The organism is Parvibaculum lavamentivorans DS-1, from assembly GCF_000017565.1.
GTDB lineage: Bacteria > Pseudomonadota > Alphaproteobacteria > Parvibaculales > Parvibaculaceae > Parvibaculum > Parvibaculum lavamentivorans.
In genome coordinates this window covers 1,160,304-1,182,498 of record NC_009719.1, presented here as the reverse complement: position 1 = coordinate 1,182,498, position 22,195 = coordinate 1,160,304, and the positions used below count along the sequence as shown (strand labels likewise).

General features: G+C 62.3%; 23 protein-coding genes and 1 pseudogene. 8 read left to right on the top strand and 16 right to left on the bottom strand.

Going from position 1 to position 22,195, the window contains the following annotated elements; all coding sequences use genetic code 11:
• Positions 1-37 precede the first annotated feature (37 nt).
• Together PLAV_RS05485 and PLAV_RS05480 are read right to left on the bottom strand one after the other, a co-directional pair.
• Positions 38-574, bottom strand: a complete 537-nt coding sequence (locus PLAV_RS05485; protein WP_012109955.1) for a PAS domain-containing protein — start codon at positions 572-574, stop codon at positions 38-40.
• A gap of 103 nt (positions 575-677) precedes the next feature.
• The gene (locus tag PLAV_RS05480; protein WP_012109954.1) at positions 678-1,181 is read right to left on the bottom strand and encodes a PAS domain-containing protein; all 504 of its coding nucleotides are present in this window, start codon (positions 1,179-1,181) and stop codon (positions 678-680) included.
• A gap of 161 nt (positions 1,182-1,342) precedes the next feature.
• On the opposite strand from PLAV_RS05480, the gene PLAV_RS05475 reads away from it, so the two are divergent.
• Positions 1,343-1,774, top strand: coding sequence for a PaaI family thioesterase (locus PLAV_RS05475; RefSeq protein WP_202944005.1), 432 nt, complete (start codon positions 1,343-1,345; stop codon positions 1,772-1,774).
• 55 nt (positions 1,775-1,829) lie between these two features.
• The gene (locus PLAV_RS05470) at positions 1,830-2,867 is read left to right on the top strand and encodes an LLM class flavin-dependent oxidoreductase (RefSeq protein WP_012109952.1); all 1,038 of its coding nucleotides are present in this window, start codon (positions 1,830-1,832) and stop codon (positions 2,865-2,867) included.
• A gap of 252 nt (positions 2,868-3,119) precedes the next feature.
• On the opposite strand, the gene PLAV_RS05460 is transcribed toward PLAV_RS05470, so the two are convergent.
• The 6 genes from PLAV_RS05460 to PLAV_RS05435 all read right to left on the bottom strand — a co-directional run bounded on the left by PLAV_RS05460 (position 3,120) and on the right by PLAV_RS05435 (position 8,235).
• On the bottom strand, positions 3,120-3,845 hold the full coding sequence (locus PLAV_RS05460; RefSeq protein ID WP_012109951.1) for a DUF899 domain-containing protein: 726 nt from the start codon (positions 3,843-3,845) through the stop codon (positions 3,120-3,122).
• Between the two features lie 10 nt (positions 3,846-3,855).
• On the bottom strand, positions 3,856-4,227 hold the full coding sequence (locus PLAV_RS05455) for a DUF1428 domain-containing protein (RefSeq protein WP_012109950.1): 372 nt from the start codon (positions 4,225-4,227) through the stop codon (positions 3,856-3,858).
• A gap of 9 nt (positions 4,228-4,236) precedes the next feature.
• Positions 4,237-4,629 carry an ArsR/SmtB family transcription factor gene (locus PLAV_RS05450; protein WP_041535864.1) on the bottom strand — a complete coding sequence of 131 codons (393 nt, stop codon included), beginning with the start codon at positions 4,627-4,629 and terminating at the stop codon, positions 4,237-4,239.
• A 42-nt stretch (positions 4,630-4,671) separates the two neighbouring features.
• Positions 4,672-6,087, bottom strand: a complete 1,416-nt coding sequence (locus tag PLAV_RS05445; protein WP_012109948.1) for an MFS transporter — start codon at positions 6,085-6,087, stop codon at positions 4,672-4,674.
• 246 nt (positions 6,088-6,333) lie between these two features.
• Positions 6,334-6,945 (bottom strand): glutathione S-transferase family protein, encoded by a 612-nt coding sequence (locus tag PLAV_RS05440; RefSeq protein ID WP_012109947.1) that lies wholly within the window; start codon positions 6,943-6,945, stop codon positions 6,334-6,336.
• A gap of 21 nt (positions 6,946-6,966) precedes the next feature.
• On the bottom strand, positions 6,967-8,235 hold the full coding sequence (locus PLAV_RS05435) for a NupC/NupG family nucleoside CNT transporter (RefSeq protein WP_012109946.1): 1,269 nt from the start codon (positions 8,233-8,235) through the stop codon (positions 6,967-6,969).
• 223 nt (positions 8,236-8,458) lie between these two features.
• Between PLAV_RS05435 and PLAV_RS05430 the strand changes: the two genes are divergently transcribed.
• The 3 genes and pseudogenes from PLAV_RS05430 to PLAV_RS20010 all read left to right on the top strand — a co-directional run bounded on the left by PLAV_RS05430 (position 8,459) and on the right by PLAV_RS20010 (position 11,342).
• Positions 8,459-9,364, top strand: a complete 906-nt coding sequence (locus PLAV_RS05430) for an SDR family oxidoreductase (RefSeq protein WP_012109945.1) — start codon at positions 8,459-8,461, stop codon at positions 9,362-9,364.
• Between the two features lie 76 nt (positions 9,365-9,440).
• A pseudogene (locus PLAV_RS20015) lies at positions 9,441-10,388 on the top strand (ABC transporter substrate-binding protein); the annotation flags it as partial.
• 144 nt (positions 10,389-10,532) lie between these two features.
• Entirely contained in the window at positions 10,533-11,342 is an 810-nt protein-coding gene (locus PLAV_RS20010) for an ABC transporter permease subunit (protein ID WP_202944025.1), read from the top strand.
• A 68-nt stretch (positions 11,343-11,410) separates the two neighbouring features.
• Here the strand turns inward: PLAV_RS20010 and PLAV_RS05420 are convergent, their stop codons facing one another.
• The 3 genes from PLAV_RS05420 to PLAV_RS05410 form a co-directional block, all read right to left on the bottom strand.
• Complete coding sequence (locus PLAV_RS05420) at positions 11,411-12,619, bottom strand: acyl-CoA dehydrogenase family protein (RefSeq protein ID WP_012109943.1); 1,209 nt, start codon at positions 12,617-12,619, stop codon at positions 11,411-11,413.
• A gap of 23 nt (positions 12,620-12,642) precedes the next feature.
• Positions 12,643-12,939, bottom strand: a complete 297-nt coding sequence (locus PLAV_RS05415) for a putative quinol monooxygenase (protein ID WP_012109942.1) — start codon at positions 12,937-12,939, stop codon at positions 12,643-12,645.
• Positions 12,940-13,078: 139 nt separating this feature from the next.
• Positions 13,079-13,879, bottom strand: a complete 801-nt coding sequence (locus tag PLAV_RS05410) for a crotonase/enoyl-CoA hydratase family protein (RefSeq protein ID WP_012109941.1) — start codon at positions 13,877-13,879, stop codon at positions 13,079-13,081.
• A gap of 277 nt (positions 13,880-14,156) precedes the next feature.
• Between PLAV_RS05410 and PLAV_RS05405 the strand changes: the two genes are divergently transcribed.
• A complete protein-coding gene (locus tag PLAV_RS05405) occupies positions 14,157-15,641 on the top strand; it encodes a sensor histidine kinase (RefSeq protein WP_168713177.1) in 1,485 nt (494 codons plus the stop codon).
• 103 nt (positions 15,642-15,744) lie between these two features.
• On the opposite strand, the gene PLAV_RS05400 is transcribed toward PLAV_RS05405, so the two are convergent.
• Both PLAV_RS05400 and PLAV_RS05395 read right to left on the bottom strand, forming a co-directional pair.
• Entirely contained in the window at positions 15,745-16,875 is a 1,131-nt protein-coding gene (locus PLAV_RS05400) for an acyl-CoA dehydrogenase family protein (RefSeq protein ID WP_012109939.1), read from the bottom strand.
• A gap of 38 nt (positions 16,876-16,913) precedes the next feature.
• Positions 16,914-18,107 carry an acyl-CoA dehydrogenase family protein gene (locus PLAV_RS05395; RefSeq protein ID WP_012109938.1) on the bottom strand — a complete coding sequence of 398 codons (1,194 nt, stop codon included), beginning with the start codon at positions 18,105-18,107 and terminating at the stop codon, positions 16,914-16,916.
• Between the two features lie 357 nt (positions 18,108-18,464).
• Between PLAV_RS05395 and PLAV_RS05390 the strand changes: the two genes are divergently transcribed.
• The gene (locus tag PLAV_RS05390) at positions 18,465-19,019 is read left to right on the top strand and encodes an inner membrane-spanning protein YciB (protein ID WP_012109937.1); all 555 of its coding nucleotides are present in this window, start codon (positions 18,465-18,467) and stop codon (positions 19,017-19,019) included.
• Between the two features lie 3 nt (positions 19,020-19,022).
• On the opposite strand, the gene PLAV_RS05385 is transcribed toward PLAV_RS05390, so the two are convergent.
• Complete coding sequence (locus tag PLAV_RS05385) at positions 19,023-20,000, bottom strand: nicotinate-nucleotide--dimethylbenzimidazole phosphoribosyltransferase (RefSeq protein ID WP_012109936.1); 978 nt, start codon at positions 19,998-20,000, stop codon at positions 19,023-19,025.
• Between the two features lie 243 nt (positions 20,001-20,243).
• Here PLAV_RS05385 and PLAV_RS05380 point away from each other — a divergent pair, with 243 nt between their 5' ends.
• Positions 20,244-20,483, top strand: a complete 240-nt coding sequence (locus PLAV_RS05380) for a DUF1289 domain-containing protein (RefSeq protein WP_012109935.1) — start codon at positions 20,244-20,246, stop codon at positions 20,481-20,483.
• Positions 20,484-20,489: 6 nt separating this feature from the next.
• On the opposite strand, the gene PLAV_RS05375 is transcribed toward PLAV_RS05380, so the two are convergent.
• Positions 20,490-20,705 carry an alkylphosphonate utilization protein gene (locus PLAV_RS05375; RefSeq protein WP_012109934.1) on the bottom strand — a complete coding sequence of 72 codons (216 nt, stop codon included), beginning with the start codon at positions 20,703-20,705 and terminating at the stop codon, positions 20,490-20,492.
• Positions 20,706-21,266: 561 nt separating this feature from the next.
• Entirely contained in the window at positions 21,267-22,124 is an 858-nt protein-coding gene (gene cobA / locus PLAV_RS05370; RefSeq protein ID WP_041536383.1) for a uroporphyrinogen-III C-methyltransferase, read from the bottom strand.
• Positions 22,125-22,195 lie beyond the last annotated feature (71 nt).

The following is a 22,195-nucleotide window of genomic DNA, read 5'->3' as shown; positions in this document are numbered from 1 at the left end:
AGCACCAGCACGGGTCAAAAGCGCCGAAAGCGGCGGGCTATTTGCCGGGTAGCGGGCGGGAAACGACGGCACCTAAAATGCGGTCCGTGCAAGAACCGTCAAGCGAGAGCGGCAGGTAGACGGCTTCCACCTCGACGGGACCCTTGGCGACGTATTCCATCGTGCCGCAGACGGCATAAGGGCGCTTTTCCCCCGCGACGAACTTGTAGAAAGCGAAGAGCACCTCATTGAACCGGCCCGTGTGGGACGGGGAATCGAGCACGCGACGGCCACGGAAGTTCGCGCCGTGGGCGTTGACCACTTCACCGCCGAGAAGGCGATAGGTCAGATCGAAGGGCTGCCAATTGACCTGCACCATGAGCAGGTTAGGCATGTACCGGGCGAACCGGACGGGGTCGATTTCGTCGGGGCGCGGCATCGAGCGGCCTTCGCGGATCTCGTTCCAATAGGCCAGCATGTCGCGGCACAGCGGCTCACGCAGCTCCTTGAGACGCCTGAAGGCGATGCCATGGGCATCGGCTTCCGCCATCACATCCGCGCTATCCGGTGTTCGGTAACCTGCTGCGATCTGCATAGTTCGCCTGCCCTGACCTCGCGGCCTGAAGGCCGCTGCCCGATTAGAGAGTGCTCCGATTCCGCTAAGGGAACGTGAATCCGATCTGTACAATTTTATGCAATCAAATTGCCTCCGTCGAATAACAGGCCGCGCCCATAATGTGGCTTATTGCGCCGGATTTATCCGCGAGCGGGAGGTATACGGATTCGAAAGCGCAGAATGCACGATCAATGAAGTTCATTGTGCCGCGTGCCGCCATCGGCTTCCGGCGGCGGTACACCCGGCTGTAGAAATCATGCATGGAAGCACCGTAGCCAGGCTTCAGATCATCTAGAGAGCGCACCTCCACGCCAGTGAAATTCAGACCGTGCGCTTCGACGTTTTCGTCGCCTACGAGGCTGTAGGTGAAGGCCAGCGGGCCCTGGGTCACACGAATCATGAAGATGCGTGGCAAGAGCGCCGGAAAACGCCATGGCTTTATATCGTCCCGGGTGGGCATCTCTCGCCGCCCCCGCACTGCTTCCCAATGGGCCAGAGCCTCCCGTAGCGGTTGCTCCGACAGGTCCTCCAGAGGTACCAGTTCAGCGCTTTCCTCAACGCTATCTCGCCATACAAGAGCATCCATTCCCATCACCCACGCAAGTTGCAGCGCCAGCAGTCTGAAGCAGCAAGGTAACGAAGAGCTTAAATCAGGCTTTCGAGCAGGCAGACTTTGGAACCGCGTGGCTTCCTGCTAGAAATCGCGCCATTGGGTATTTTGCGATATGGGGCGCCATGAATACGAGCTTGAGCAGCAGACTTGCCGGCTATGAAACCTGGAATGGACACGATCCCTTCGAGGATCACGCCGGACCCTTCTTCTTTCGCCGGCATGAAGACGGAAGCATCACCTGTGCCTTCGAAGCGACGCCAACGCATTGCAATGGCGGCGGCTTCCTGCATGGCGGCATGCTTATGACATTCGCGGACTATTCGCTTTTTGCCATCGGAAAGGACGTGCTGGACGGACCATGCGTGACCGTTTCGCTGACGGGCGAGTTCACGGCAGCGGCCGGAGCCGGCGAGTTCGTCGAATCCCGCGGGGAAGTCGTCCGCAACACCGGCAGTATGGTGTTCCTGCGAGGTCAGGTTTTTACGGGGCATGGCGCGGATGAGCGCATCCTCCTGAATTTTTCGGGCATCGTTAAGCGCGTGAAGAAGAGACCGCTCGAAAAGTAGTCGCCGGACCCACATATCCCTCACAGGGAAAATGCAGCACGAGGAAGGTCCGGCCATGGTCACACTGAGCGTTCTCGACCAATCACCGATCCGCAAGGGCGGCACGGCAGCAGAAGCCGTCGCCAATACAATCGATCTGGCGCGGCATGCGGAGCGGCTTGGCTACAGCCGCTACTGGCTGGCTGAACACCACAACACCTCGTCCTTTGCGGGATCGGCGCCGGAAGTTCTGATTGGTTCGGTGGCAGGCGCGACGCGCAGCATTCGGGTGGGTTCGGGCGGCGTGATGTTGCCGCATTACAGCCCGCTGAAAGTGGCTGAATGTTTCCGTATGCTGGAAACGCTCTATCCGGGGCGTATCGACCTCGGCGTCGGGCGCGCGCCAGGCGGCGACATGCGCACCTCGCGTGCGCTGCAGCCGGGCCCTCAGGCCTATGATGTCGGCGTCTTCCCGCAGCAAGTCGAGCTCCTCATCCAGTTTCTCGAAGACGCGCAAGGGCTGGCCGGAGAGGAAGGCGGCTTTCCGGGCGATCATCCCTATACGGGGCTCCATGCGACGCCGCGGGGGCCCGGCATGCCGGACCTGTGGATGCTTGGTTCCGGCGGAGATGGCGCAATCATCGCCGCGCAGTTCGGCATGGCTTATTGTTTTGCACATTTCATCAATCAGGATGCCGGCACGCAGCCGCTGGAACTTTACCGGCGCAATTTTCGGGCCTCCCGCTCTCTCTCCAGCCCCCGCGGCTCACTTGCTGTTTCAGTGACGGTGGCGGAAACCGAGGAAGAAGCGAAGCGGATTTCCGCCTCCCGCAACCTCTGGGTGATGCATCTTCTGCAGAACCGGGCCGCGGCATTTCCTTCCATCGAAGAAGCACTTGATTATCCCTACACGGATGAGGACAAGGTAATGTTACGGGCGATCGAGAAGCGCGGCATTACCGGCACACCGGAACAAGTGCGCGGAAAGTTGCTAGCCATGGGCGAGGCTTTCGGCGTGGATGATTTCGTCATTCTCACCATCACCTACGACCAGAAAGACAGGGTGCGCTCCTACGAACTTCTGGCCGAAGCGATGGGCGCGATCCCTTCCTGATCTGTTGCGGCAATGGCCTGGCCGGATTGCCCCGAGCATAGGGGCTGGGCGGCGATTTCCGCCAGCAACGTCCGGTCATTCGCCTCCGCTCGTGACATATAATGGCTGAAGTGCTGGGTGGAGAAGATGCTCAGCAGAAGGACGGTGACGACCGCTACCGCCCTGCCTGGCCGGATCGGCGGAATCCGTCGGTGGACGGCGAGCGCGCCCAAAGCAGCCATTGCACAACACAGCATGACTTCACCTCCGGCATTAGGCCGAGTGACAGCAAGAGGCGCCGGCGCCCTCATATTCGTCGTGCAGCCGCACCCAACTCATGATGCCATCCTCGTTTCGGCCCTTCGACACCATGTCGAGATAGCCGAATGTGGCGTTGGCCATTTCCGAGCCACGCGCATAGGTCGAATAGGTATGATAGATGCAGCCCGCTTCATCCTTCGCAAAGACGCTCAAGCCGTGCAAGTCTTCCATCTGATAGGTCAGTGGTGCGTAATTATAGACGGCGCTGCCATTTGCGAGCTCTTCCGGAGTAAATGACACGCCGAAATCATAATTGAAGCTGTTGCCGATGGAGGAGACCCACTCGAAACGCCGGCCCATGCGCTTCTTTATCGACGCAATCTGTTCCGGTGCGGCGCGAGAGACTGCGGCGAAGGCAAGGTCGGCATTCTCGAAATGCATCCGGGCGGAGTCCACATGGTCGGCACCCAAAGAGCAACCCGGGCAAATGTGATCCGAGCCGGGAGTCAGCATGAAATGCTGGACAAGCAGCTGGCTTCGCCCTCCGAACAGGTCGGAGAGAGAGACTTTTCCCGTCGGTCCGTCGAATGTGTAGTCCTTCTCAAGCTTGACCCAGGGCAGGTTACGGCGGAGGGCTGCAACTCGATCCCGCGCCCTCGTCACTTCCTTTTCCTGCAACAGAAGCGCCCTGCGCGCCTCGAGCCATTCTTCGCGAGAAGCAACCTTCGGAGCGGTCATTTCACATCTCCTATTTCGTACGGGTGGGGTTGAGATCGACCAGTGTCTTGAAGCCGCCATACATCATGCGTTTTGGATCGAAGGGCATGGCGTTCGGCCCCTCGGACAAGCGCGGGTCCGCCATCACCTTCTTGTTCACCTTGTCGCGATGTGCGCGTGACTTGTAGGTGATCCAGGAGAAGAGAACAGTCTCGCCAGGCTTCAGCTTCATGGCCTTCGGAAAGCTGAGCATGCCGGGAATATTCAGATCGTCGCCAGCGCATTCCTTGAAATCGAGCGCCCCGTGCTCCATCCAAACCTTGCCTGCCTTGCGGGCCATGCGCTTGTAGGCGTCGAGATTCTTCTTCGGAACAGGCAATACGAAGCCATCTACATAAGCCATTGCTGTCTCCTATTTTTTTCTGCCAGGTTTGCGCTTGGGCGGTTCCTTCCGGCGTTTCTTTTTTTCGTTGTCGACTTCCGCATCGAGGAATGCCGCCAGCCGGTCCAGATTGTCGGACCAGAAGCGCCGGTAGCGGTTCAGCCACTCCATCGCTTCCCTCATGGGTTCGGCATTCAGCGAGCAGGAAACGGTTCGCCCTACCTTGCGCTTTTCAACCAGCCCCGCGTCGCTCAGCACATCAAGATGCTTCATTACCGCCGGAAGCGACATCGCAAATGGGCGAGCGAGCTCGCTGACGGACACGCTCTCCTCGCCCTCGAGCCGGGCGAGCAAGGCGCGGCGCGTCGGATCGGCAAGGGCTGCAAATGTGCGGTCGAGAATGGGCTCTTGATACTTAACCATATGGTAAAGTGTGAAGACAGACCGGCCCGTTGTCAAGCTTAGTCAGTCGGCCATCATGCGGCGCAAGGCGGTATGGCGGGCAATGCGCCGCTCGAGAGCGGCGCGAAGCCTCGCCTGGCGCTCCCGGGTGATCGGGTAGCGCAGGATAATCACGATGGAAATGAGCCAGAGCACCAGCGGAACCATGCAATACATGGCGAGCAAGGCGAAGAGCGCTTCGGGCGAATTCTCGCGCGACTGTGCGCTGAAGCCTGCCCAGGCAAGGATCGGCAGCGCGAGGCCGACGCCTACAGCCTCAAATATTTTTCGAACCATGCCGAGAAAAGCAAACATGAAAGCGGCGCGTGGCTCGCCGCTCTTGATCGTGTCCAGATCGACAACGTCCGCCATAATCGAAGGGCCGAGGATAGGCGAAGCGCCAAGCGCGAGGCCCTGAACCACCGTGATGAAGAGGAGGCACCATATGACAGCTTCAGGCGCAACCGGCTTCACCAGATAGATGACGGCGGGAACGAGCGCGAAAACGAACATGGAGACAATTCCGGCGGACGCGATCGCCTTGTGCTTGCCCACGCGGCCTCCGAACCAGACCCAGAAGGGAGAACCGACAACGCCGGCGACGAAGAGCACGAAGATGAGAACGGTGCCTGCCTGTCCAATTTCCGCAACGTGGTCATAGAAGAAGATCACGACGCCGACATTGATCGAGCCTGCGAGCGCACCAAAGATCGAACTCAGCAGAATGATACGGAACGGACCGTTCTTCATGGCAACGCGGAGACCACGACGGAACGGAATGGTCTTGGTCTCATGGATATGGGGCTCCGGCACGGACGTAAAGACGATCAGCGCACAAATCGGCAGCATGATCGCCGTGAGCCAGCCCAGCACGCCGACGGCCGAACGGCTGGCCGCGCCCTCTTCCGCCGGAGAGCCGCTCCAATATGCGCCGATGATGGGCGCCGTAATTGCAATCAGGAGACCGGCCAGCAAAAACATTTCGCGGCTGCCCGTGATGCGGTTTCGCTCACGGTAATCGCCCGAGAGTTCTGCACCCCAGGCACCATAGGGAATCGTGATCAGCGTGTAGCCGAGATAGATCGCGGAAATCCAGATCAGGAGGTAGAGGTTTGAGACTTCGCCCGGCGGCACGAAGAGCATCAGCGCGGAGACAACCATGACGGGAACGCCAACGAGGATCCAGGGCCGCCTGCGCCCGAAACGCGTACGCGTGCGGTCGGAAAGGCGGCCGATCAGCGGATCCGTCACGACATCGGAGATACGCGCCAGCATGAGAATGAAGCCGACGGCGGCGAGATCGAGGCCGAGCGTGCTCGAATAAAAAGGTGGAAGGTAGACGGCAACGGGCAGACCGATGACCGCGAGCGGCACAATGAGCTGACCATAGGCGACAAGCTGCCATGTCGTCAGGCGCGCTTCGCCCTTTTCCTCCGTCATCGTGCCACTCCTCCCAAAGCGCAACTGATAAATCGGCCTTACTATCTCCGTCCCCGGGCCCAATGTCCAGCCGCCGCATTCTCTCCCTTTTCGGTTCAGCCTGCATTCAGGTTCAGAACGCGATTATCGCATCAACCGATGGGTCGAGAGTTCATCGGTGAGTTTCCAGCCGGGACTTTATTCGGGTGCGGATGGGAACGTATTGGCGGCGTCCATTCCGTACCCCGTGGACGCCGCCTTTATTTTTTACGCTGCGGCACTGGGCCTTTGTGAGACCCGCGCGTGCCAGGCCCGCAGGTTGGGCGCATCTTCCGGCATTTTCAGCCCTGCGAAATCCGCGAAATCGACCGTGCAGAGCGCGGTGATGTCTGCGGCGGAGAAATAGTCTCCGGCGAGAAATTCGCGCCCTGCAAGCTCGCGGTCGAGCCAACGGAAAGCGGCAGCGGTAGCTTCGCGATTGGACTCACCGAATTCGTTGAACTGTTTCACGACCTTCGCCGTGTAGGGGTGGGCGTGACGCCAGAAATTGCCGATCGGGCCCATCAGCGCAAATTCGACGCGACGGAGCCACATATCGACCTGCGCCCGTTCCAGAGCGTTACGGCCAAAGAGAGGCTTCTCCGGGTGCGTCTCTTCCAGATAGCGGCAGATGGAGACGCTTTCGGAAATGGTCGTGCCGTCATCCAGTTCAAGTACCGGCGTCTGGCCGAGCGAATTCTTTGCCCGGAAGGCATCCGATTTATGCTCCCGCTTGGCCAGGGCAACTTCCTCCAGCGGCAGGTCGATGCCTTTCTCGGCGGCGAATATGCGAACGCGGCGCGGATTGGGCGCAGGCATGGCAGAGTTGTAGAGCTTCACCTTGTTTCCTCCGGTTGTTATTCAGGTAATGAGGCCGATCACCGCGCCCGTCATGGAGGTTGCGAGAGTGCCGGAGATGAGGGCACGCGGCGCGAGCTCGACGATCTCGGAGCGTCGCGACGGGGCCATGGCGGTGAGGCCGCCGATCATGATGCCGACGCTGGCCGGATTGGCGAAGCCACAGAGCGCGTAGACCATGATGAGGCGCGAGCGCTCGCTCAAGCCCGCGCCGGCCTCTCCCGCGAGTGCGATATAGGCGAGAAGTTCATTCAGGACCGTTTTGATGCCCATGATCTGGCCGGCGGCAGGCGCCTCTGACCATGGCACACCCATAAGCCAGACAAGCGGCGCGAAAACCCAACCGAAGAGACGCTGCAGTGTGAGCGGGGCATCGCCGGCATCAGGCAGCAGCGCGAGCAGAATATTGAGAAGCGCGACGAAGGCGACCATCACCAGAAGCATGGCAATTATGTTGAGCAGCAGATGGAGGCCTTCGAAGGTACCCCGCGTGAGGGCATCCATGCTGTTTTCATAGTCGACCACGGGCACATCGTCACCGACGCCGGTGGGTGTGCGTCCCGTCTCTTCCGGCACCATCAGGCGGGCAATCAGCAGGGCGGCGGGGAGCGAGATGAGCGAGGCCGTGACGATCTGGCCGAGCGATCCGGGCACCACGGGCGCGATGATGCTGGCATAGAGGAAGAGAACGGTGCCAGCGACGGTGGCAAGGCCGACCGTCATGACGGCAAAGAGCTCTGAACGGGAGAGGCGCTCCAGATAGGGCTTTATGAGGAGCGGCGCTTCCACCATCCCGACAAAGACATTGGCAGCGGAGGCAAGACCGACCGCGCCGCCGATGCCCATGGTCTTGCGCAGCAGGACCGCGAAGCCTCGCGTGAGGACCGGCAGGACCCGCCAGTACCAGAGGAGCGCCGAGAGCGCCGACATGAAGAGGACCAGCGGCAAGGCCTGAAAGGCAAGAACGAAGCTGTTTTGCGGATAGACTATTTCGAAGGGCGCGGCGCCGCCGCCGATATAGCCGAAGACGAAGCCGGTGCCCGCGGAGGTCGCCGCCATCAAGGCCTCGACGACACTGTTGAGGCCGACCAGCGCGTCGCGCGCCAAGGGCAGCTTGAGCAGGACCAGCGCCACCCCGATCTGGAGCGCGAGAGCGATGGCGGCATCCACCGCCAGAGAGCGGCGGGAGGCCCGGCGGTTCTCGCTCAGCGCCCAGGCGAGGACGATTATGGCCGCGAGCCCGAGGGCGCTCTGAAGAGACAAAAGGGTCATAAAAGGGAGCTTTCCGGCAGAGATTCGCGGCTTTCGGCGGGTGCCGACATCATAGGGGCCGGGCCGCCGAGTGCAATGGAACCGCCCGGCAGGGCTTCCCTTGACCCTCGCACGGCTCTCATGCACAAAGTCCCCGCAAGTTTCCCATGGGCCACGCCCCTACGCCCCAAAAGCGGACGTTCCGGCGGCCCCCGCCCTACCTGTTCAACTGGAGAAAAGACCCATGAGCATTCGTTTTGACGGCAAGGTCGCCATCGTGACGGGCGCCGGTGGCGGCCTTGGCCGTTCCCATGCGCTGGAACTCGCGCGGCGCGGCGCCAAGGTTGTCGTGAACGACCTCGGCGGCGACCGGACCGGCGCCGGCGGCTCTTCCGATGCGGCCAACAAGGTGGTCGAGGAAATCAAGGCGCTGGGCGGCGAGGCGATCGCCAATGGTTCGTCGGTGACCGACGATCAGGGCGTCGAGAACATGGTCAAGCAGACCATGGACAAGTTCGGCCGCATCGACATTCTCATCAACAATGCCGGCATTCTTCGCGACAAGTCGTTTTCGAAGATGACGATGGAAGACTTCCAGCTCGTGGTCGACGTGCATCTGATGGGCACCGTAAAGCCGACCAAGGCAGTGTGGGAAATCATGAAGAGCCAGAACTACGGCCGCATCATGGTGACAGCCTCCTCCACCGGCCTCTACGGCAATTTCGGCCAGACGAACTACGGCGCGGCGAAGCTTGCCGTTGTCGGCTTCATCAATACGCTGAAGCTTGAAGGCCAGAAGAACAACATTCACTGCAACGCGCTGGCGCCTGTCGCCTATACGCGGATGACCTCCGACCTGATGCCGCCGGAAGCCGAGCAGATGCTGACGCCGGAAAGCGTTTCGCCGGGCGTCATGTTCCTCGTTTCGGAAGACGCACCGACCGGCATGATCCTTTGTGCAGGCGCCGGCGTGTTCGCCGCCGCGCGCATGGAAGAGGCTGAAGGCATTTTCCTCGGGCGCGAAGACCTCACAGCCGAGAAGGTTGCCGAGAATTGGGGAAAGATTTCCGACTTCTCGAACGCTGCGCCTTTCTTCATGGGCGGCGAGCAGACGGGCAAGTTCTTCAAGCTGGCGACGGGCGGCAAGTAAGCCTTTCCGACAGACGGGATGCAAAGGGGAACCTTCCGGGTTCCCCTTTTTCTTTGGCGGCGCCTATAGTGCTGCGATGCTGAACCGGGCCTCCCTTGCTCTTGCGGCGCTTTTTCTTTCGGTTTGGGGCTTTCCTTCGGGTGCCGCAGCCGCGCCGTCATGCGCGATCGACCGGCCGGTGATGTTTGGCGGGCTCGACTGGGATTCCAACGCCTTCCACACCGAACTCGCGCGCCTCATCATCGAGCGCGGCTATGGCTGCGAAACGGATGTGCTGCCGGGCTCGACGCTGCCGCTGGTGACGGGGCTCGGACAAGGCGACATCGACGTGCTGATGGAAATCTGGCGCGACAATGTGACTGAGCCGTGGAACGAGGCGCTGGAAGCCGGGACCGTGGTTTCGCTCGGCACGAATTTTCCGGATGCGGTGCAGGGCTGGTACGTGCCGCGCTATGTGATCGAAGGGGATGCGGCGCGCGGCATCGAGCCGATGGCGCCGGATCTCCGGTCCGTCTCCGACCTCAAGCAGCATGCCGCTCTCTTTCGTGACCCGGAGCAGCCGGGCAAGGGGCGCTTCTACAATTGCATTCTCGGCTGGAGCTGCGAGGAGCAGAGCACACGCAAGCTTGAGGGGTATGGGCTCGACCGCTTCTACACGAACTTCAGGCCCGGAACCGGGGCGGCGCTTGCGGCTGCCATCGCATCCGCCTATGAGCGCGGCGAGCCGGTCGTCGCCTATTACTGGGGACCGACATGGGTTCTCGGCACGTACGATCTCGTGAAGCTCGAAGAGCCCCCATATTCGGAAGAGGCCTGGAACGCCTTCAACGCCGACCCGAAGCGGAACCCGCCCGTCGCCTTTCCAACCGTCGAGGTCATCATCGGCGCCAATGCCCGTTTCGCGGAGAGGGCTCCCGAGATCACGGCCTTCCTGCGCGCATATGAGACGACGGGGCAGATGACGAGCGAGGCGCTCGCCTATATGCAGGCGAACAGCGAGGCGTCGGCGCGGGACGCGGCGTTGCACTTCATCGAGACACGGCCGGACATCTGGCGGCAATGGGTGACGCCCGAGATTGCGGCGCGGGTGACCGGCGAACGGGAAGCGGAAGCGAGGAGCTTTCCCGTTGCTCTCGAATTTCCCGTCGAGGCCTGGGTCAATCGCGCGATGAAGAACTTCGTTGCCGATTACGGCAACGCTTTCCATGCGGCGAGCGGCTGGCTGCTCGCGCTTATCGTGGCGCTGGAGGCCGGGCTCGGTGCCCTGCCCTGGTGGCTCATCATTCTCGCGGTGGCCGGCGCAGCCTGGCATGCCTCGCGCCATTTTGCGTTGCCCGTCATACTGGCGGGATTGCTGTTTCTGATCGGCACTCTCGGTCTCTGGGACCTCGCGATCCAGACTTTGGCCCTGATGCTCGTGTCGGTCTTCTTCGCTGTGCTGATCGGGCTGCCTTCGGGGATTGCGATCGCCGCCAGCGATATTGCTCGACGGATCGTTCTGCCGGTGCTCGACGCGATGCAGACGCTACCAAGCTTCGTCTATCTCATTCCGGCGCTGATGCTGTTCGGGCTCGGCAAGGTGCCTGCGCTCTTTGCAACCGTCATCTATGCAACGCCGCCGCTAATCCGCCTGGTCGATCTGGGTTTGCGGACCGTGGACCGGCAACTGGTGGAAATGGCGGCTGATCTGGGCGCAGACAAGTGGCGGCAGCTCATCGACATCAAATTGCCGCTGGCGCTGCCGAGCATCATGGCGGGCGTCAACCAGACGACGATGATGGCGCTTTCCATGGTCGTCATCGCGTCGATGATCGGGGCGCGCGGGCTCGGCGAGGAAGTGCTGCTCGGCATCCAGCGGCTCGATATCGGGCGCGGGCTGGCGGCGGGCATCGCGATCGTCGCTCTCGCCATCGTGTTCGACCGGATCACGCAGGCTTATGGGCGCGTGAACCGCAAAGACGCGCCGCCGGGGCGCTAGCTCAGGAGGCGAAAACGGGGACGGAATTTCTTCCGCCCCCGATTTCCGGGATATTCATGTCGCGGCGCTCAAAGCCCGAGCACGGCCTTTGCCATGATGTTGCGCTGGACCTCGTTGGAGCCGGCATAGATCGATGCCTTGCGCAGCGAGAAATAATAGGGCGCGACAGTGAAGGCGTTTTTCGGGCCGATGTCCGGCTCGTTGGTCTCGATCATGCCATCCTCGACGAAGGGGATGGTGTAGTGACCGAGCACCTCGACTGCGAGCTGCGACACGGCCTGCTGGATTTCGGTGCCGCGGCACTTCAACAGCGAGGATTCAGGGCCGACATTGCCGCCGGTCGAGAGCGCCGAGAAGATACGCAGTTCCGTGAACTCCATCGCGATGATCTGCGACTCGAGATCGGCGACGCGGGCCTTGAACTCCGGATCGTCGGCCAGCACGCCGCCGTCGACCATCGTCTCCTTCGCCATCTTCCGGGCCTTGTTGAGGCCGCGATAGAGGCCGGCGGAATAAGGATTGCCGCGTTCGAATTCGAGTAGGTACTTGGCGTAGGTCCAGCCCTTGTTCTCTTCGCCGATGCGATTTTCAATCGGCACCTTCACGTCGGTGAAGAAGACCTGGTTCACTTCCTGGTGGGGGCCCGGCGTGCCGTCGAGCAGCACCAGCGGCTCCACCTTCACGCCCGGCGTCTTCATGTCGATCAGAAGGAAGGAAATACCTTCCTGGGGCTTCCCTTCTTTCGAAGTGCGGACGAGGCAGAAAATCCAGTCCGCCCACTGCGCCACCGAGGTCCAAATCTTGGAACCGTTGACGAGGTAGTGGTCGCCCTTGTTCTCGGCCTTGGTCTGCAGCGAGGCGAGGTCGGAACCGGCGCCCGGCTCCGAATAGCCCTGGCACCAGAGGACGTTGGTTTCGAGAATGTCCGGCAGGAAGCGCTTCTTCTGTTCGGGCGTACCGAACTTCATGATAACGGGGGCCACCATGGTCGGGCCGAAGGGAATGGTGTGCGGCACACCGGCGCGGCCCATCTCCACGTCGAAGATGTACTTCTGCGAGGCGGTGAAGCCCGGACCGCCATATTCCGTCGGCCAGTTGGGCGCGAGCCAGCCCTTCTTCGCCAGCGCCTTCTGCCACTTCACATGGTTTTCCTTGTCCATGTAGCCGTGCTTCGAGCGTGCGTGCTTCGCGCGCATCTCGGGCGTGTAGCTCTCTTCGATGAACTGACGAACTTCCTGACGGAAGGCTTCGTCTTCCTTGCTGAATGCGAGATCCATGATGCGCTTTCCCGGTTAGCCGTTCATTCGACCTTGTCGAGGAAGAGAAGGGTCGGCGCGCCGCCAAGAACCGCACCGAGGGCGGGGCCGGCCGCGCGGAAATATTCCGTTTTGCCATGCGCGTCGAGGTCGGCCTGCGAAGCATACTGCTCCATCACGACGAAAGTGGACGGCTCGGACTTCGACTTGAAGAAATCGTACTGGAGGCAGCCCTTCTCGTTCGCCTTCACCTTCGAGCGCAGCTCGCCGAAGACCTTCTCGAATTCGGCTTCCTTGCCGGCCTGCACTTTCAGGGTCGCTACTACGCCGATGACACTCATGTTTCCGCTCCCGTTTGCTGGGCCCCTGGCCCTATTTCTGTTGGCGGGGACTTTAGGGGCAAAGTTCCCCCGCTTCAATGCACAGGCCGCCGCACCCTGTACGCCGTTTGCGGCGGCCCTGTTCAGTTTCGAACGGTGATCAGGCGCCCTTGTAGGAAGGGGGCCTTTTTTCGAAGAAGGCGTCCAAAGCTTCCTTATGATCGCTGGTGTGATGCGCGAGCGCCTGCATGGAGGCCGAAAGCTCCATCACATTATCGAATGACGTCAGCATGCCCTGACGGAGGAGCTGCTTCGTCATGCGAAGGACGTCCGGCGGCTGGTTACAGATCTTCGCCGCGATCTCGTTTGCCCGCTCCATCAGCTGGCCGGCGGGAACCACTTCGGAGACGAGGCCCCAGTCCTTTGCCGTCGCTGCGTCCACCGTGTCTCCCGTATAGAGAAGCTCCGAGGCGCGAGCCATGCCGATAATGCGCGGCAGCAGCCAGGCGCCGCCGTCGCCGGGGATGAGGCCGATCTTGAGGAAGGTGGCGCCGAAGATGGCGCTGTCGGCGGCAATGCGCGTATCGGCGAGGCAGGCGACATCATTGCCGAGACCGATGGCGGGACCGTTCACGGCCGCGATCACCGGGACCTCAATGCCCCAAACGGATTTCACGATGCGATGGATGCCGTTCCTGTAGCGCTCGCGGATATGGACGCCGGGACCGCCGAAACCATCTCCGCCCTCACGCATGGCTTTCACATTGCCACCGGCCGAGAAGGCCTTGCCCGCGCCGGTGAGAATCACGCAGCGCACATCCCGGTCGGCATTGATCCGCGCGGCAGCGTTCGAGAAGTTTTCCGCATCCTCGGGCGCGCCCAGCGGATTGCGGCTCTCGGGCCGGTTGATCGTCAGGGTGACGACCGGGCCGGCTTTTTCAAAAATCAGGGGATCACTCATAAGGTCGAAGCCTCTCTGCTGTGCATTTGCCCTCTGGGGGGCAGATTATTTTCGTGGGCCGGAAAGGCCGCCTCTTCCTCCAAAGAATCTCTTGGGGAAAGGCCAGATTATGCGGTCTTAACCATCTCTCGGAAAACCTTATTAAGACTTTTCGAGGAGGCTCACACAAAGCGAATCCGTTCTGTCCATTGGGAGGAGGAACGGATCATTCCGCGGGCCGGAAGGGCAGTTTATGACGATCAGCGAGTTGCGACAGAGGCGGGATACGCCCGGGCGCATGAGCGCGGACAAGCAGCCGGAGCACAAGCAGCCGGCTCATCAGCTGCGCACGCTCCAGAGCCGGCTGGCGCGGACCCTGCCTTGGCGCGGGAACGGCGAGCCACTCGCGGCGCAGATCCGGCTTGAGCAGCTGCGCATGTTCGTCGACAGCCAAAAATTGCCGGTGCCTTATGCCTTTCCGGCGCTGATGATCCTCTATGCCGCCTGTTTCTATCAATCCATCGCCTGGTACTGGCTGGTGGTCCCTGTCGTGATGCTCTTCGGCGCGAATTGGCTGAACCGCCGGGTTATCGCCAAATTTCTGGTGGCCGCTCCTGAAGGAAACGATATCGCGATCTGGGAGCGGCGCTTCCTGACGGTCGCTCTCTGTTTTTCTATCTCGATTGCTTCGACCGTCTTTTTCTTCTGGGTGCCGGGCGACCCTGTTCAGCAAGCGTTCGTGCTGACGGCACTTCTCGTCACGCTGGCACCCACCGCGCTCATTACCTCCTGCTACAAGCCGGCTTTCTACGCCAGGGTGCTGCCGGTGGTGCTGGCGGCGGGCCTGCGCCTCGTTTCCTATGGAGACGTGCAGCATCTGTCGCTGGCGGCCGTTCTTCTCATCTTCACGGCGCTGCTCGCGCAGCTCACATCCCGCCTGAACGGCATCATACTGCATTCGATAACGCTGCGTGAGGACAAGAACGGGCTGATCGAGCAGCTGTTCAAGGCGAAACGCGAGTCGGACGCGGCGCGCGCCCGCGCCGAAGAGGCGAACCGCGCGAAATCCCATTTCCTCGCCAATATGAGCCATGAGCTCCGCACACCCCTGAATGCGATCATCGGCTTTTCGGAAGTGATGGCGTCCGAGATTTTCGGTAAGCATGGCGTTCCGACCTACAAGGAATATGCGAACGACATCAACCGCTCGGGGCAGCACCTGCTCGGGCTCATCAACGACGTGCTCGACCTGTCGCGCATCGAGGCGGGACGCTTCCAGATTACCGAGGAAGAGGTCGACATCGCTCACCTGGCGGAAGACTGCCGCCGCATTCTGGAAATCCGCGCACAGGCGCAACGCGTTTCGATCACCGAGGATTTCGCGGACGGCCTGCCGATCGTTTACGGCGACGCGAGGGCGCTCCGCCAGACCTGGATCAACCTGTTGACCAATGCGATCAAGTTTTCGCCGCCCGATTCCGAGGTCAAGATGTTCGCGCGCATGGAGGCTTCGGGTGAGATGCGCTTCGGTGTACACGATAACGGGCCGGGCATTGCGGAATCCGAAATCGACAAGGTGCTGCATGCTTTTACCCAAGGCGCCTCCGGCCTCGCCCAGCCGGGCAAGGGCTCGGGCCTCGGCCTTTCCATCGTCAAGGGCCTGCTCGCGGTGCATGGCGGACGTTTCGAACTGAAAAGCCAGCTCGGCGCGGGCACGCAGGCGGAATGCACGCTTCCGCCGCAGCGCCTTCGCAACGTGACCGCTGTTCCGCGCCGCGCCTGAACCTAGTCTGGAGGCAGAGCCCAGAAGCGGGGACAAGCGAGACAAATCGCAAAGAAAAAGGCCGCTCCGGAGAGCGGCCTTGATCGTTTCAACCGTGAACCGCTTATGCGGCTTCGGAGTAGCGCTTCAGCTGGTAATCGACGTTGCCGAACTGCGTGTCGATCATCGTCAGGCGCTTGAAGTAGTGGCCGACATTGAGTTCGTCGGTCATGCCCATGCCGCCATGAAGCTGCACGGCCTGCTGGCCGACGAAGCGGCCGGCCTTGCCGATCTGCACCTTGGCGCCGGCAGCAGCCTTGGTGCGCTCGGCATCGCCTTCGCCGAGCTTGAGGTTGACCATGTAGGTCATGGAGACGGACTGCTCATAGGCCATGAACATGTCGACCATGCGGTGCTGGAGCACCTGGAACTTGCCGATGGGTACGCCGAACTGCTTGCGCGTCTTGCAATATTCGACGGTGGCGGTGTTCAGTTCCTTCATGCAGCCGGTCGCTTCCGCGGAGAGAGCGGCGATCGCCTCGTCGGTGATCTTCTCGATGAGCGGCAGACCCTTGCCTTCCGTGCCGATCAGCGCATCCGCACCGACCTTCACGTTTTCGAAGGTGATTTCCGAGGCGCGGCGGCCATCGACCGTCGGGTAGTCACGGGTGGAAACGCCCGCCGCCGACTTGTCGACGATGAAGACGGAAATGCCGTCGCGGTCGCGCTGGGCGCCGGAGGTGCGCGCGGTCACGATCAGCTTCTGCGCCCAGGGTGCGCCGAGGACCACGGCCTTGTAGCCGTTGATCGTGTAGCCCGAGCCGTCCTTCTTCGCGGTCGTCGTCAGGTCCGCGAGGTTGTAGCGGCCCTGCGGTTCGGCATAGGCGAAGGCCCAGACCGTTTCGCCGCCGATGATGCCGGGGATCAACGCTTCCTGCTGTTCCTTGGAGCCGCCTTCACGCAGGAAGCCGCCGGCGATGACGACCGTTTCGAGATAGGGCTCGACCACGAGGTGGCGGCCGAACTCTTCCATGATGATCATGTTTTCGATGGCGCCGCCGCCAAGACCGCCCAGCTCTTCCGAGAAAGGCGCGGCGAGGAGGCCGAGCTCGGCGAACTGCGCCCACATCTCGGGACGCCAGCCCTCGGCCGTCTTCACGACCTTGCGGCGCGTATCGAAATCATATTTGTCGGCGAGCAGGCTCTGCACGGTATTGCGGAGCAGCGTCTGCTCTTCGGTGAACGAAAAATCCATCTCTGACCTTCCCCTTGGTGTTTCTGCGGCGCGGCGGCTTAGAGGCCGAGCACCATTTTTGCGATGATGTTGTGCTGGATCTCGTTCGACCCGCCATAGATCGACGTCTTGCGCATGTTGAAATAGTCCTGCGAGACGCCCGGCGCGTAATCCGGACCGGGCAGGAATTCGTTGCCCGTGACTTCCATGCGCGGTGCCTGGACGAAAGCGTAGTTGCCGACGGCTTCCATTGTCAGCTCGGTGATGCGCTGCTGGATTTCCGTGCCCTTGATCTTGAGGATCGAGGCTTCCGGGCCGGGGCCGCGGCCCTTGCTTTCGGCAGCCAGCGTGCGCAGCTCGGTGACTTCGAGGGCCGAAAGATCGATCTCGAGTTCAGCGACCTTGCGGGCGAATTCATCCGTCTTCATGAGCGGCTCGCCATCGACCAGTTCCGCATCGGCAATCTTCTTCAAACGTTCGATGGCCTTTTTGGAGCGGGCGACGCCGGCAATGCCGGAGCGTTCGTTGCCGAGCAGGAACTTCGCATAGGTCCAGCCCTTGTTCTCCTCGCCGATCAGGTTTTCGACCGGCACCTTCACGTCTTCGAGGAAGACCTCGTTCACTTCATGCGAGCCGTCCATGGTGATGATGGGGCGCACGGTGATGCCGGGGGTCTTCATGTCGATCAGCAGGAAGGAGATGCCTTCCTGGGCCTTGGCGTTCGGATCGGTGCGGACGAGGCAGAACATCCAGTCGGCGAACTGGGCGAGCGTCGTCCAGGTCTTGCCGCCATTGACGATGTAGTGATCGCCCTCGCGGACGGCCCTGGTGCGAAGGCTGGCGAGGTCGGAACCGGAGCCCGGCTCCGAATAGCCCTGACACCACCAATCGTCGGCGGAGAGGATGCCGGGCAGGAAGCGCTTCTTCTGCTCTTCATTGCCGAAGGTGTAGATGACGGGGCCGACCATCGAGAGGCCGAAGGGCAGCAGCGGCGATGTTTCGGCGCGCGCGTTCTCTTCGTTCCAGATGTAGCGCTGGGTGATCGTCCAGCCGGTGCCGCCATACTCAACCGGCCAATGCGGCACGACCCATCCCTTCTTGTAGAGGATGCGGTGCCACTTGAGGATATCTTCCTTCGACATCTCGCCGCGCGTGCGGCGGCCGCCTTTGAGTTCCTGCGGGTAATTGTTCGCGATGAACTCGCGAACCTCGTCGCGGAAGGCAAGTTCTTCCGGTGAGAAGCTCATATCCATGGGTCGACCTCCGTAAGGGCGGCGCGCGGAAAGTCGTTGCCTGCCGCGCTTCACGCCGTTTTCTGCTGTGCCGGGTCCGGTGCCGCCCATGCGAGGGGTGACCTCGCCGTTCCCGCGTGCCGGGCCTTATTTTGGCGGTGATAATAGTCGCAAAGGACCCTGTTGCAAGCGTGCCGGTTCCTAAGGGGCGAACGGGGCGCTGTTCGGTTTTGAACGGAGAAATAGTGGGGAATCCGTTGCCCCAACCGGTAATCCCGGCAGGTTTCCATTGACGCCGATCCGGCGAATTGAAACCAATATACCCGCCGATACGCCGCATCTGGGGGGGCGGAGCGGGTTTTCGGGGGAGGAACGTCAATGCGCGAGTTTCTGAACGACCTGCTTTCGACGCTTGTCTTTGTAGCTCTCTACCTGACGCTCGGGGATATCTATATTGCGACAGGCTGCGCCATCGCGGCGGGCATCGCACAGGTCGTCTATTTCAGGCTGACCCAGCGCCCGGTTGACGCCATGCTCTGGATGAGTCTGGGCCTCGTCATCGTGTTCGGTAGTGCCACCCTCTACCTCGACGATCCCCGCTTCATGATGGTGAAGCCGAGCATCATTCATTTCGCCATTGCCGCCGTCATGCTCCGGCCGGGCTGGATCGGACGCTACCTGCCCCCGATTGCCAAGGAAAACCTGTCACAGCGGATGATCAGCGGATGGGGCTATGGGTGGTCCGTGCTGATGATCGTGCTTGGCATTTCCAATATTGCGGTCGCCCTGACCGCTTCGCCCGAAGTCTGGGGCTTTTTCGCCAGCGTGGTGCTGGTGGGAGCCAAGCTTGCCATGTTCGGCATTCAATATGTGATCTTCCGGCAAGCGGTGATCCGCCGCCTGGAGGCCAACAGCAGCGTAGCGGCAAGCTGACCGTCAGAGCATATCCCGCGTAGCCATGCCCCGATGCGTGGCAATGGCGGATTTCACGAGACCTATTGCCAGCGCGGCGCCCGCGCCTTCTTCGAGGGCTATTCCGGTGTTCAGGAGCGGCGCCTTGCCGAGAGCGGTGAGGAGACGTTCGTGGGCCGGATCGCCGGAGGTGTGGGCGGCCATGCAGTGATCGAGCGCGGAAGGCGCCATCCGGTGGAGGACGGAAGCCGCCGCGCAGGCGACGAAGCCATCGAGCAGGACGGGGATGCGCTGGTAGCGGGCGGCGAGGATGGCGCCGGCAATGGCGGCGAATTCGCGGCCGCCGACGCGGCGGAGTGCTTCGAGCGGGTCGGCCAGGTGGCCCTCATGCTGCGCGAGGGCGGCGGCGACCGCCTCCCTGCCCCAGCCATCCGCCCAGTCTTCAGGATTGCCGCCGAGGAGCGCGCAGGCGAGCGCCGCCGCGACCATGCGGTTGCCCGCGCCCGCCGCGCCGACGCAGAGGAGGTCCGCACCGCCCGCTATCGCCTCCATGCCGAAGGCCATGGTGGCGGCGCAGGCCGCTTCGGAGAGGGCCGCATCCTCCCGGATGTCGGGCGTGGGAATATCCAGGGCGAGGTCGAAGACCTTGAGGCCCGCATCCGCCTGCAGGGCGATCTGGTTCACGGCGCCGCCGCCGGCCGCATAAAGCTCGACGAGCTTATGGGTGGCGCCGTCGGGCGCGGCATCCGGCGCGTGCTTCGCGAGGTCGTGGGTGGCGGCGAAGATGGCGATGAGGGGGCGGGTTACGGCCGGTTTCGGGAGGGCCTGCCAGGCGGCCATCCATTCCGCGATTTCGGCGAGGCGGCCGAGCGAGCCTGAAGGCGCGGCGAGCGCGGCCGTGCGGGCAGCGGCTTCGGAGCCGGCGCGCTCATCCGCTTGCGGCAGGCCCGCCAGCAGGTTGCGGATGTCGTCGAAAGGCAGGCCGGTGGCGGCGCGGGTCATTGACGTCTCCGGCATGACGTGGGATTCGAGGTGCCCCGCTCTATACTCCGTTGAGCCACAGCCGAGAACCCGGAAAAACAGGGCAATCGGGCGAGCCGATTGCCCTTGTCATGTTTGCCCTCAAACGCCGGGCGCGCCCATCCGGGCGCTTGGCTTACGCGCCATAAGGCGCGGCGGGCAGTCGCCCTTGCCGTTTTCGGCCAGCCGAAAAAGGTTGTCTTCGCTCTGTATTGAAAGGTTTCCATGAGTTACTCAAAGCCGATCAAGAGCCCCTGCCTCAGCGTTTGCGCCGTCGATGGACGCGCGAATGTCTGCACGGGCTGCGGACGGCGGCTGAAGGAGATTGCCGGCTGGAGCGCGATGAGCGACGGGGAACGCGACGCGGTGCTGCGCGAACTCCCTGCCCGCATCGAGGCGCTGGGCGAGAAGGCGCAGGCGCCGGAAGAGGCGCTGGCGAAGATCAAGGCCGCGCTGGGGGCCTGACGCCGCTCAGACCTTCTTCAGAAACTCGGTCTTGAGGACGAGGCCCTTCACCTTATCGGCGTTGCATTCGATCAGACCCGGATCGCCGGTCAGGCGGATGTTCTTGACCACGGTGCCGCGCTTCAGGGTGACGGATGTGCCCTTCACTTTCAGGTCCTTGATGACCTGAACGGAATCGCCGTCGGCGAGCTTGTTGCCGTTGCTGTCTTTTACGTCTGTCATGTTTTCCGGCCTGCGGGGGAGCGAAGCATCCTCTGTAGAGACCGGATGCCGGCGGCGCAACCGCGCTCATCGTCACAGGCCCGGGTGCGGGCAAGCACAAACAGCCCCGCGAGGCGATGCCTCCGGAGTTTTGCTTTCGTCTGCGGCCTTCAGGAAAAGAAGGTTGCGCGGAGCAGCGGCGACGCCGCCTTTGTTTGTTTATATTGGCGGGATGCGTCCTCCTCCGACGCTCCGCGCACGGCGATTCTTGAACCTGCCACCCATAACCCAACGGTGCTCCGGCTTTTATCGGCCGGCCGCTTGCGGATCGTAGTGTCCGCTCCACAATCAGATCCTCCCGGGATGCACGGTACGTTACTCCGCACACCGCAGGACGCCGCTCCCTCTCCACGCTACCGGCCGTCCGGACGCGCCCTTCGCGGAGCGAGATCAATTCAATATGGGGACGGAAAAATGGGTGGGGACAAGTTTATTTTCGCGAGGCTCTTGTTCTTCGGCGTCATGACCCGGACAAGCCGGGCCATGACGTTTTTGGCTAGAGCTTGGGGCCGGACTTCGACGTCAGCCCGCGTCCTCGATGCCGCGGACGCCGAGAGGATCGCGCTTCAGGATGCGGCCTTCGAGGGCGCCGAGCCAGTCGAGGCCTTCGCGGAGCTTCACCACATCGCCGATGACGATGATGGCGGGGGCCTTGAAGCCGGTGCGCGCGACATCTTCCGCCGCTGTGCCGAGCGTTGTCTCGAGGACGGTCTGATCCTTCAGCGTGGCGTTGCGGACGAGAGCTACAGGCTCATCCGCGCGGCGGCCGTTTTCGATCAGCAGGGCCGAGATCGCGCCGAGATGGGAGAGCGCCATATAGAGGACGATGACGGGCGAGCCTTTCGCGATGGACGGCCAGTCGAGATTTTCCGGCACCGCGCCGCCCGCCATGTGGCCGGTGACGAAGGTGACGGCGTGGTTCACATCACGATGCGTGACCGGGATGCCGGCATAGCCGAGGCCGCCGATGCCCGCCGTGACGCCGGGGACGAGGCGGAAGGGAATGCCCGCATCGACCAGCGCCAGCGCCTCTTCGCCGCCGCGGCCGAAGACGAAGGGATCGCCGCCCTTCAAACGCAGCACGCGCTTGCCGGAACGGGCAAGCTCCACAAGCTTCGCGGAAATGTCGCGCTGCTTCGGGCTCGGCTTGCCGCCGCGCTTGCCGGAATATTCGAGCTTTGCGCGGGGGTTCGCAAATTGAAGGACCGTCTCGTCCACCAGCGCGTCATAGACCACGACATCGGCCTGGCGGAGCGCATTGAGCGCGTGCAGGGTCAAGAGGCCGGGATCGCCCGGACCGGCGCCGACGAGCCAGACCCAGCCGGGCTCGAAAACGGGCAGCGCGAGACGCGACGCGGCGTCGCCCGCGATTTCCGGCATGGGCGCGGGGTTGTGGCTCCCCAGCGATATGACCTTCTTGTCCGTCACCGATTTTTCACTATTTCTGAAAG

Bases quoted from the DNA above. Each gene is read 5' to 3' on its own strand.
- PLAV_RS05430 (WP_012109945.1), top strand. From the start codon at position 8,459: ATGAGCATTCGTTTTGACGGCAAGGTCGCCATCGTGACGGGCGCCGGT.
- PLAV_RS05485 (WP_012109955.1), bottom strand. From the start codon at position 574: ATGCAGATCGCAGCAGGTTACCGAACACCGGATAGCGCGGATGTGATG.
- PLAV_RS05395 (WP_012109938.1), bottom strand. From the start codon at position 18,107: ATGGATATGAGCTTCTCACCGGAAGAACTTGCCTTCCGCGACGAGGTT.
- PLAV_RS20010 (WP_202944025.1), top strand. From the start codon at position 10,533: ATGAAGAACTTCGTTGCCGATTACGGCAACGCTTTCCATGCGGCGAGC.
- PLAV_RS05435 (WP_012109946.1), bottom strand. From the start codon at position 8,235: ATGACCCTTTTGTCTCTTCAGAGCGCCCTCGGGCTCGCGGCCATAATC.
- PLAV_RS05480 (WP_012109954.1), bottom strand. From the start codon at position 1,181: ATGGATGCTCTTGTATGGCGAGATAGCGTTGAGGAAAGCGCTGAACTG.
- PLAV_RS05455 (WP_012109950.1), bottom strand. From the start codon at position 4,227: ATGGCTTATGTAGATGGCTTCGTATTGCCTGTTCCGAAGAAGAATCTC.
- PLAV_RS05470 (WP_012109952.1), top strand. From the start codon at position 1,830: ATGGTCACACTGAGCGTTCTCGACCAATCACCGATCCGCAAGGGCGGC.
- PLAV_RS05405 (WP_168713177.1), top strand. From the start codon at position 14,157: ATGAGCGCGGACAAGCAGCCGGAGCACAAGCAGCCGGCTCATCAGCTG.
- PLAV_RS05385 (WP_012109936.1), bottom strand. From the start codon at position 20,000: ATGACCCGCGCCGCCACCGGCCTGCCTTTCGACGACATCCGCAACCTG.
- PLAV_RS05415 (WP_012109942.1), bottom strand. From the start codon at position 12,939: ATGAGTGTCATCGGCGTAGTAGCGACCCTGAAAGTGCAGGCCGGCAAG.
- PLAV_RS05400 (WP_012109939.1), bottom strand. From the start codon at position 16,875: ATGGATTTTTCGTTCACCGAAGAGCAGACGCTGCTCCGCAATACCGTG.
- PLAV_RS05445 (WP_012109948.1), bottom strand. From the start codon at position 6,087: ATGACGGAGGAAAAGGGCGAAGCGCGCCTGACGACATGGCAGCTTGTC.
- PLAV_RS05420 (WP_012109943.1), bottom strand. From the start codon at position 12,619: ATGGATCTCGCATTCAGCAAGGAAGACGAAGCCTTCCGTCAGGAAGTT.
- PLAV_RS05390 (WP_012109937.1), top strand. From the start codon at position 18,465: ATGCGCGAGTTTCTGAACGACCTGCTTTCGACGCTTGTCTTTGTAGCT.
- PLAV_RS05460 (WP_012109951.1), bottom strand. From the start codon at position 3,845: ATGACCGCTCCGAAGGTTGCTTCTCGCGAAGAATGGCTCGAGGCGCGC.
- PLAV_RS05410 (WP_012109941.1), bottom strand. From the start codon at position 13,879: ATGAGTGATCCCCTGATTTTTGAAAAAGCCGGCCCGGTCGTCACCCTG.
- PLAV_RS05450 (WP_041535864.1), bottom strand. From the start codon at position 4,629: ATGGTTAAGTATCAAGAGCCCATTCTCGACCGCACATTTGCAGCCCTT.
- PLAV_RS05380 (WP_012109935.1), top strand. From the start codon at position 20,244: ATGAGTTACTCAAAGCCGATCAAGAGCCCCTGCCTCAGCGTTTGCGCC.
- PLAV_RS05375 (WP_012109934.1), bottom strand. From the start codon at position 20,705: ATGACAGACGTAAAAGACAGCAACGGCAACAAGCTCGCCGACGGCGAT.
- cobA (WP_041536383.1), bottom strand. From the start codon at position 22,124: ATGCCGGAAATCGCGGGCGACGCCGCGTCGCGTCTCGCGCTGCCCGTT.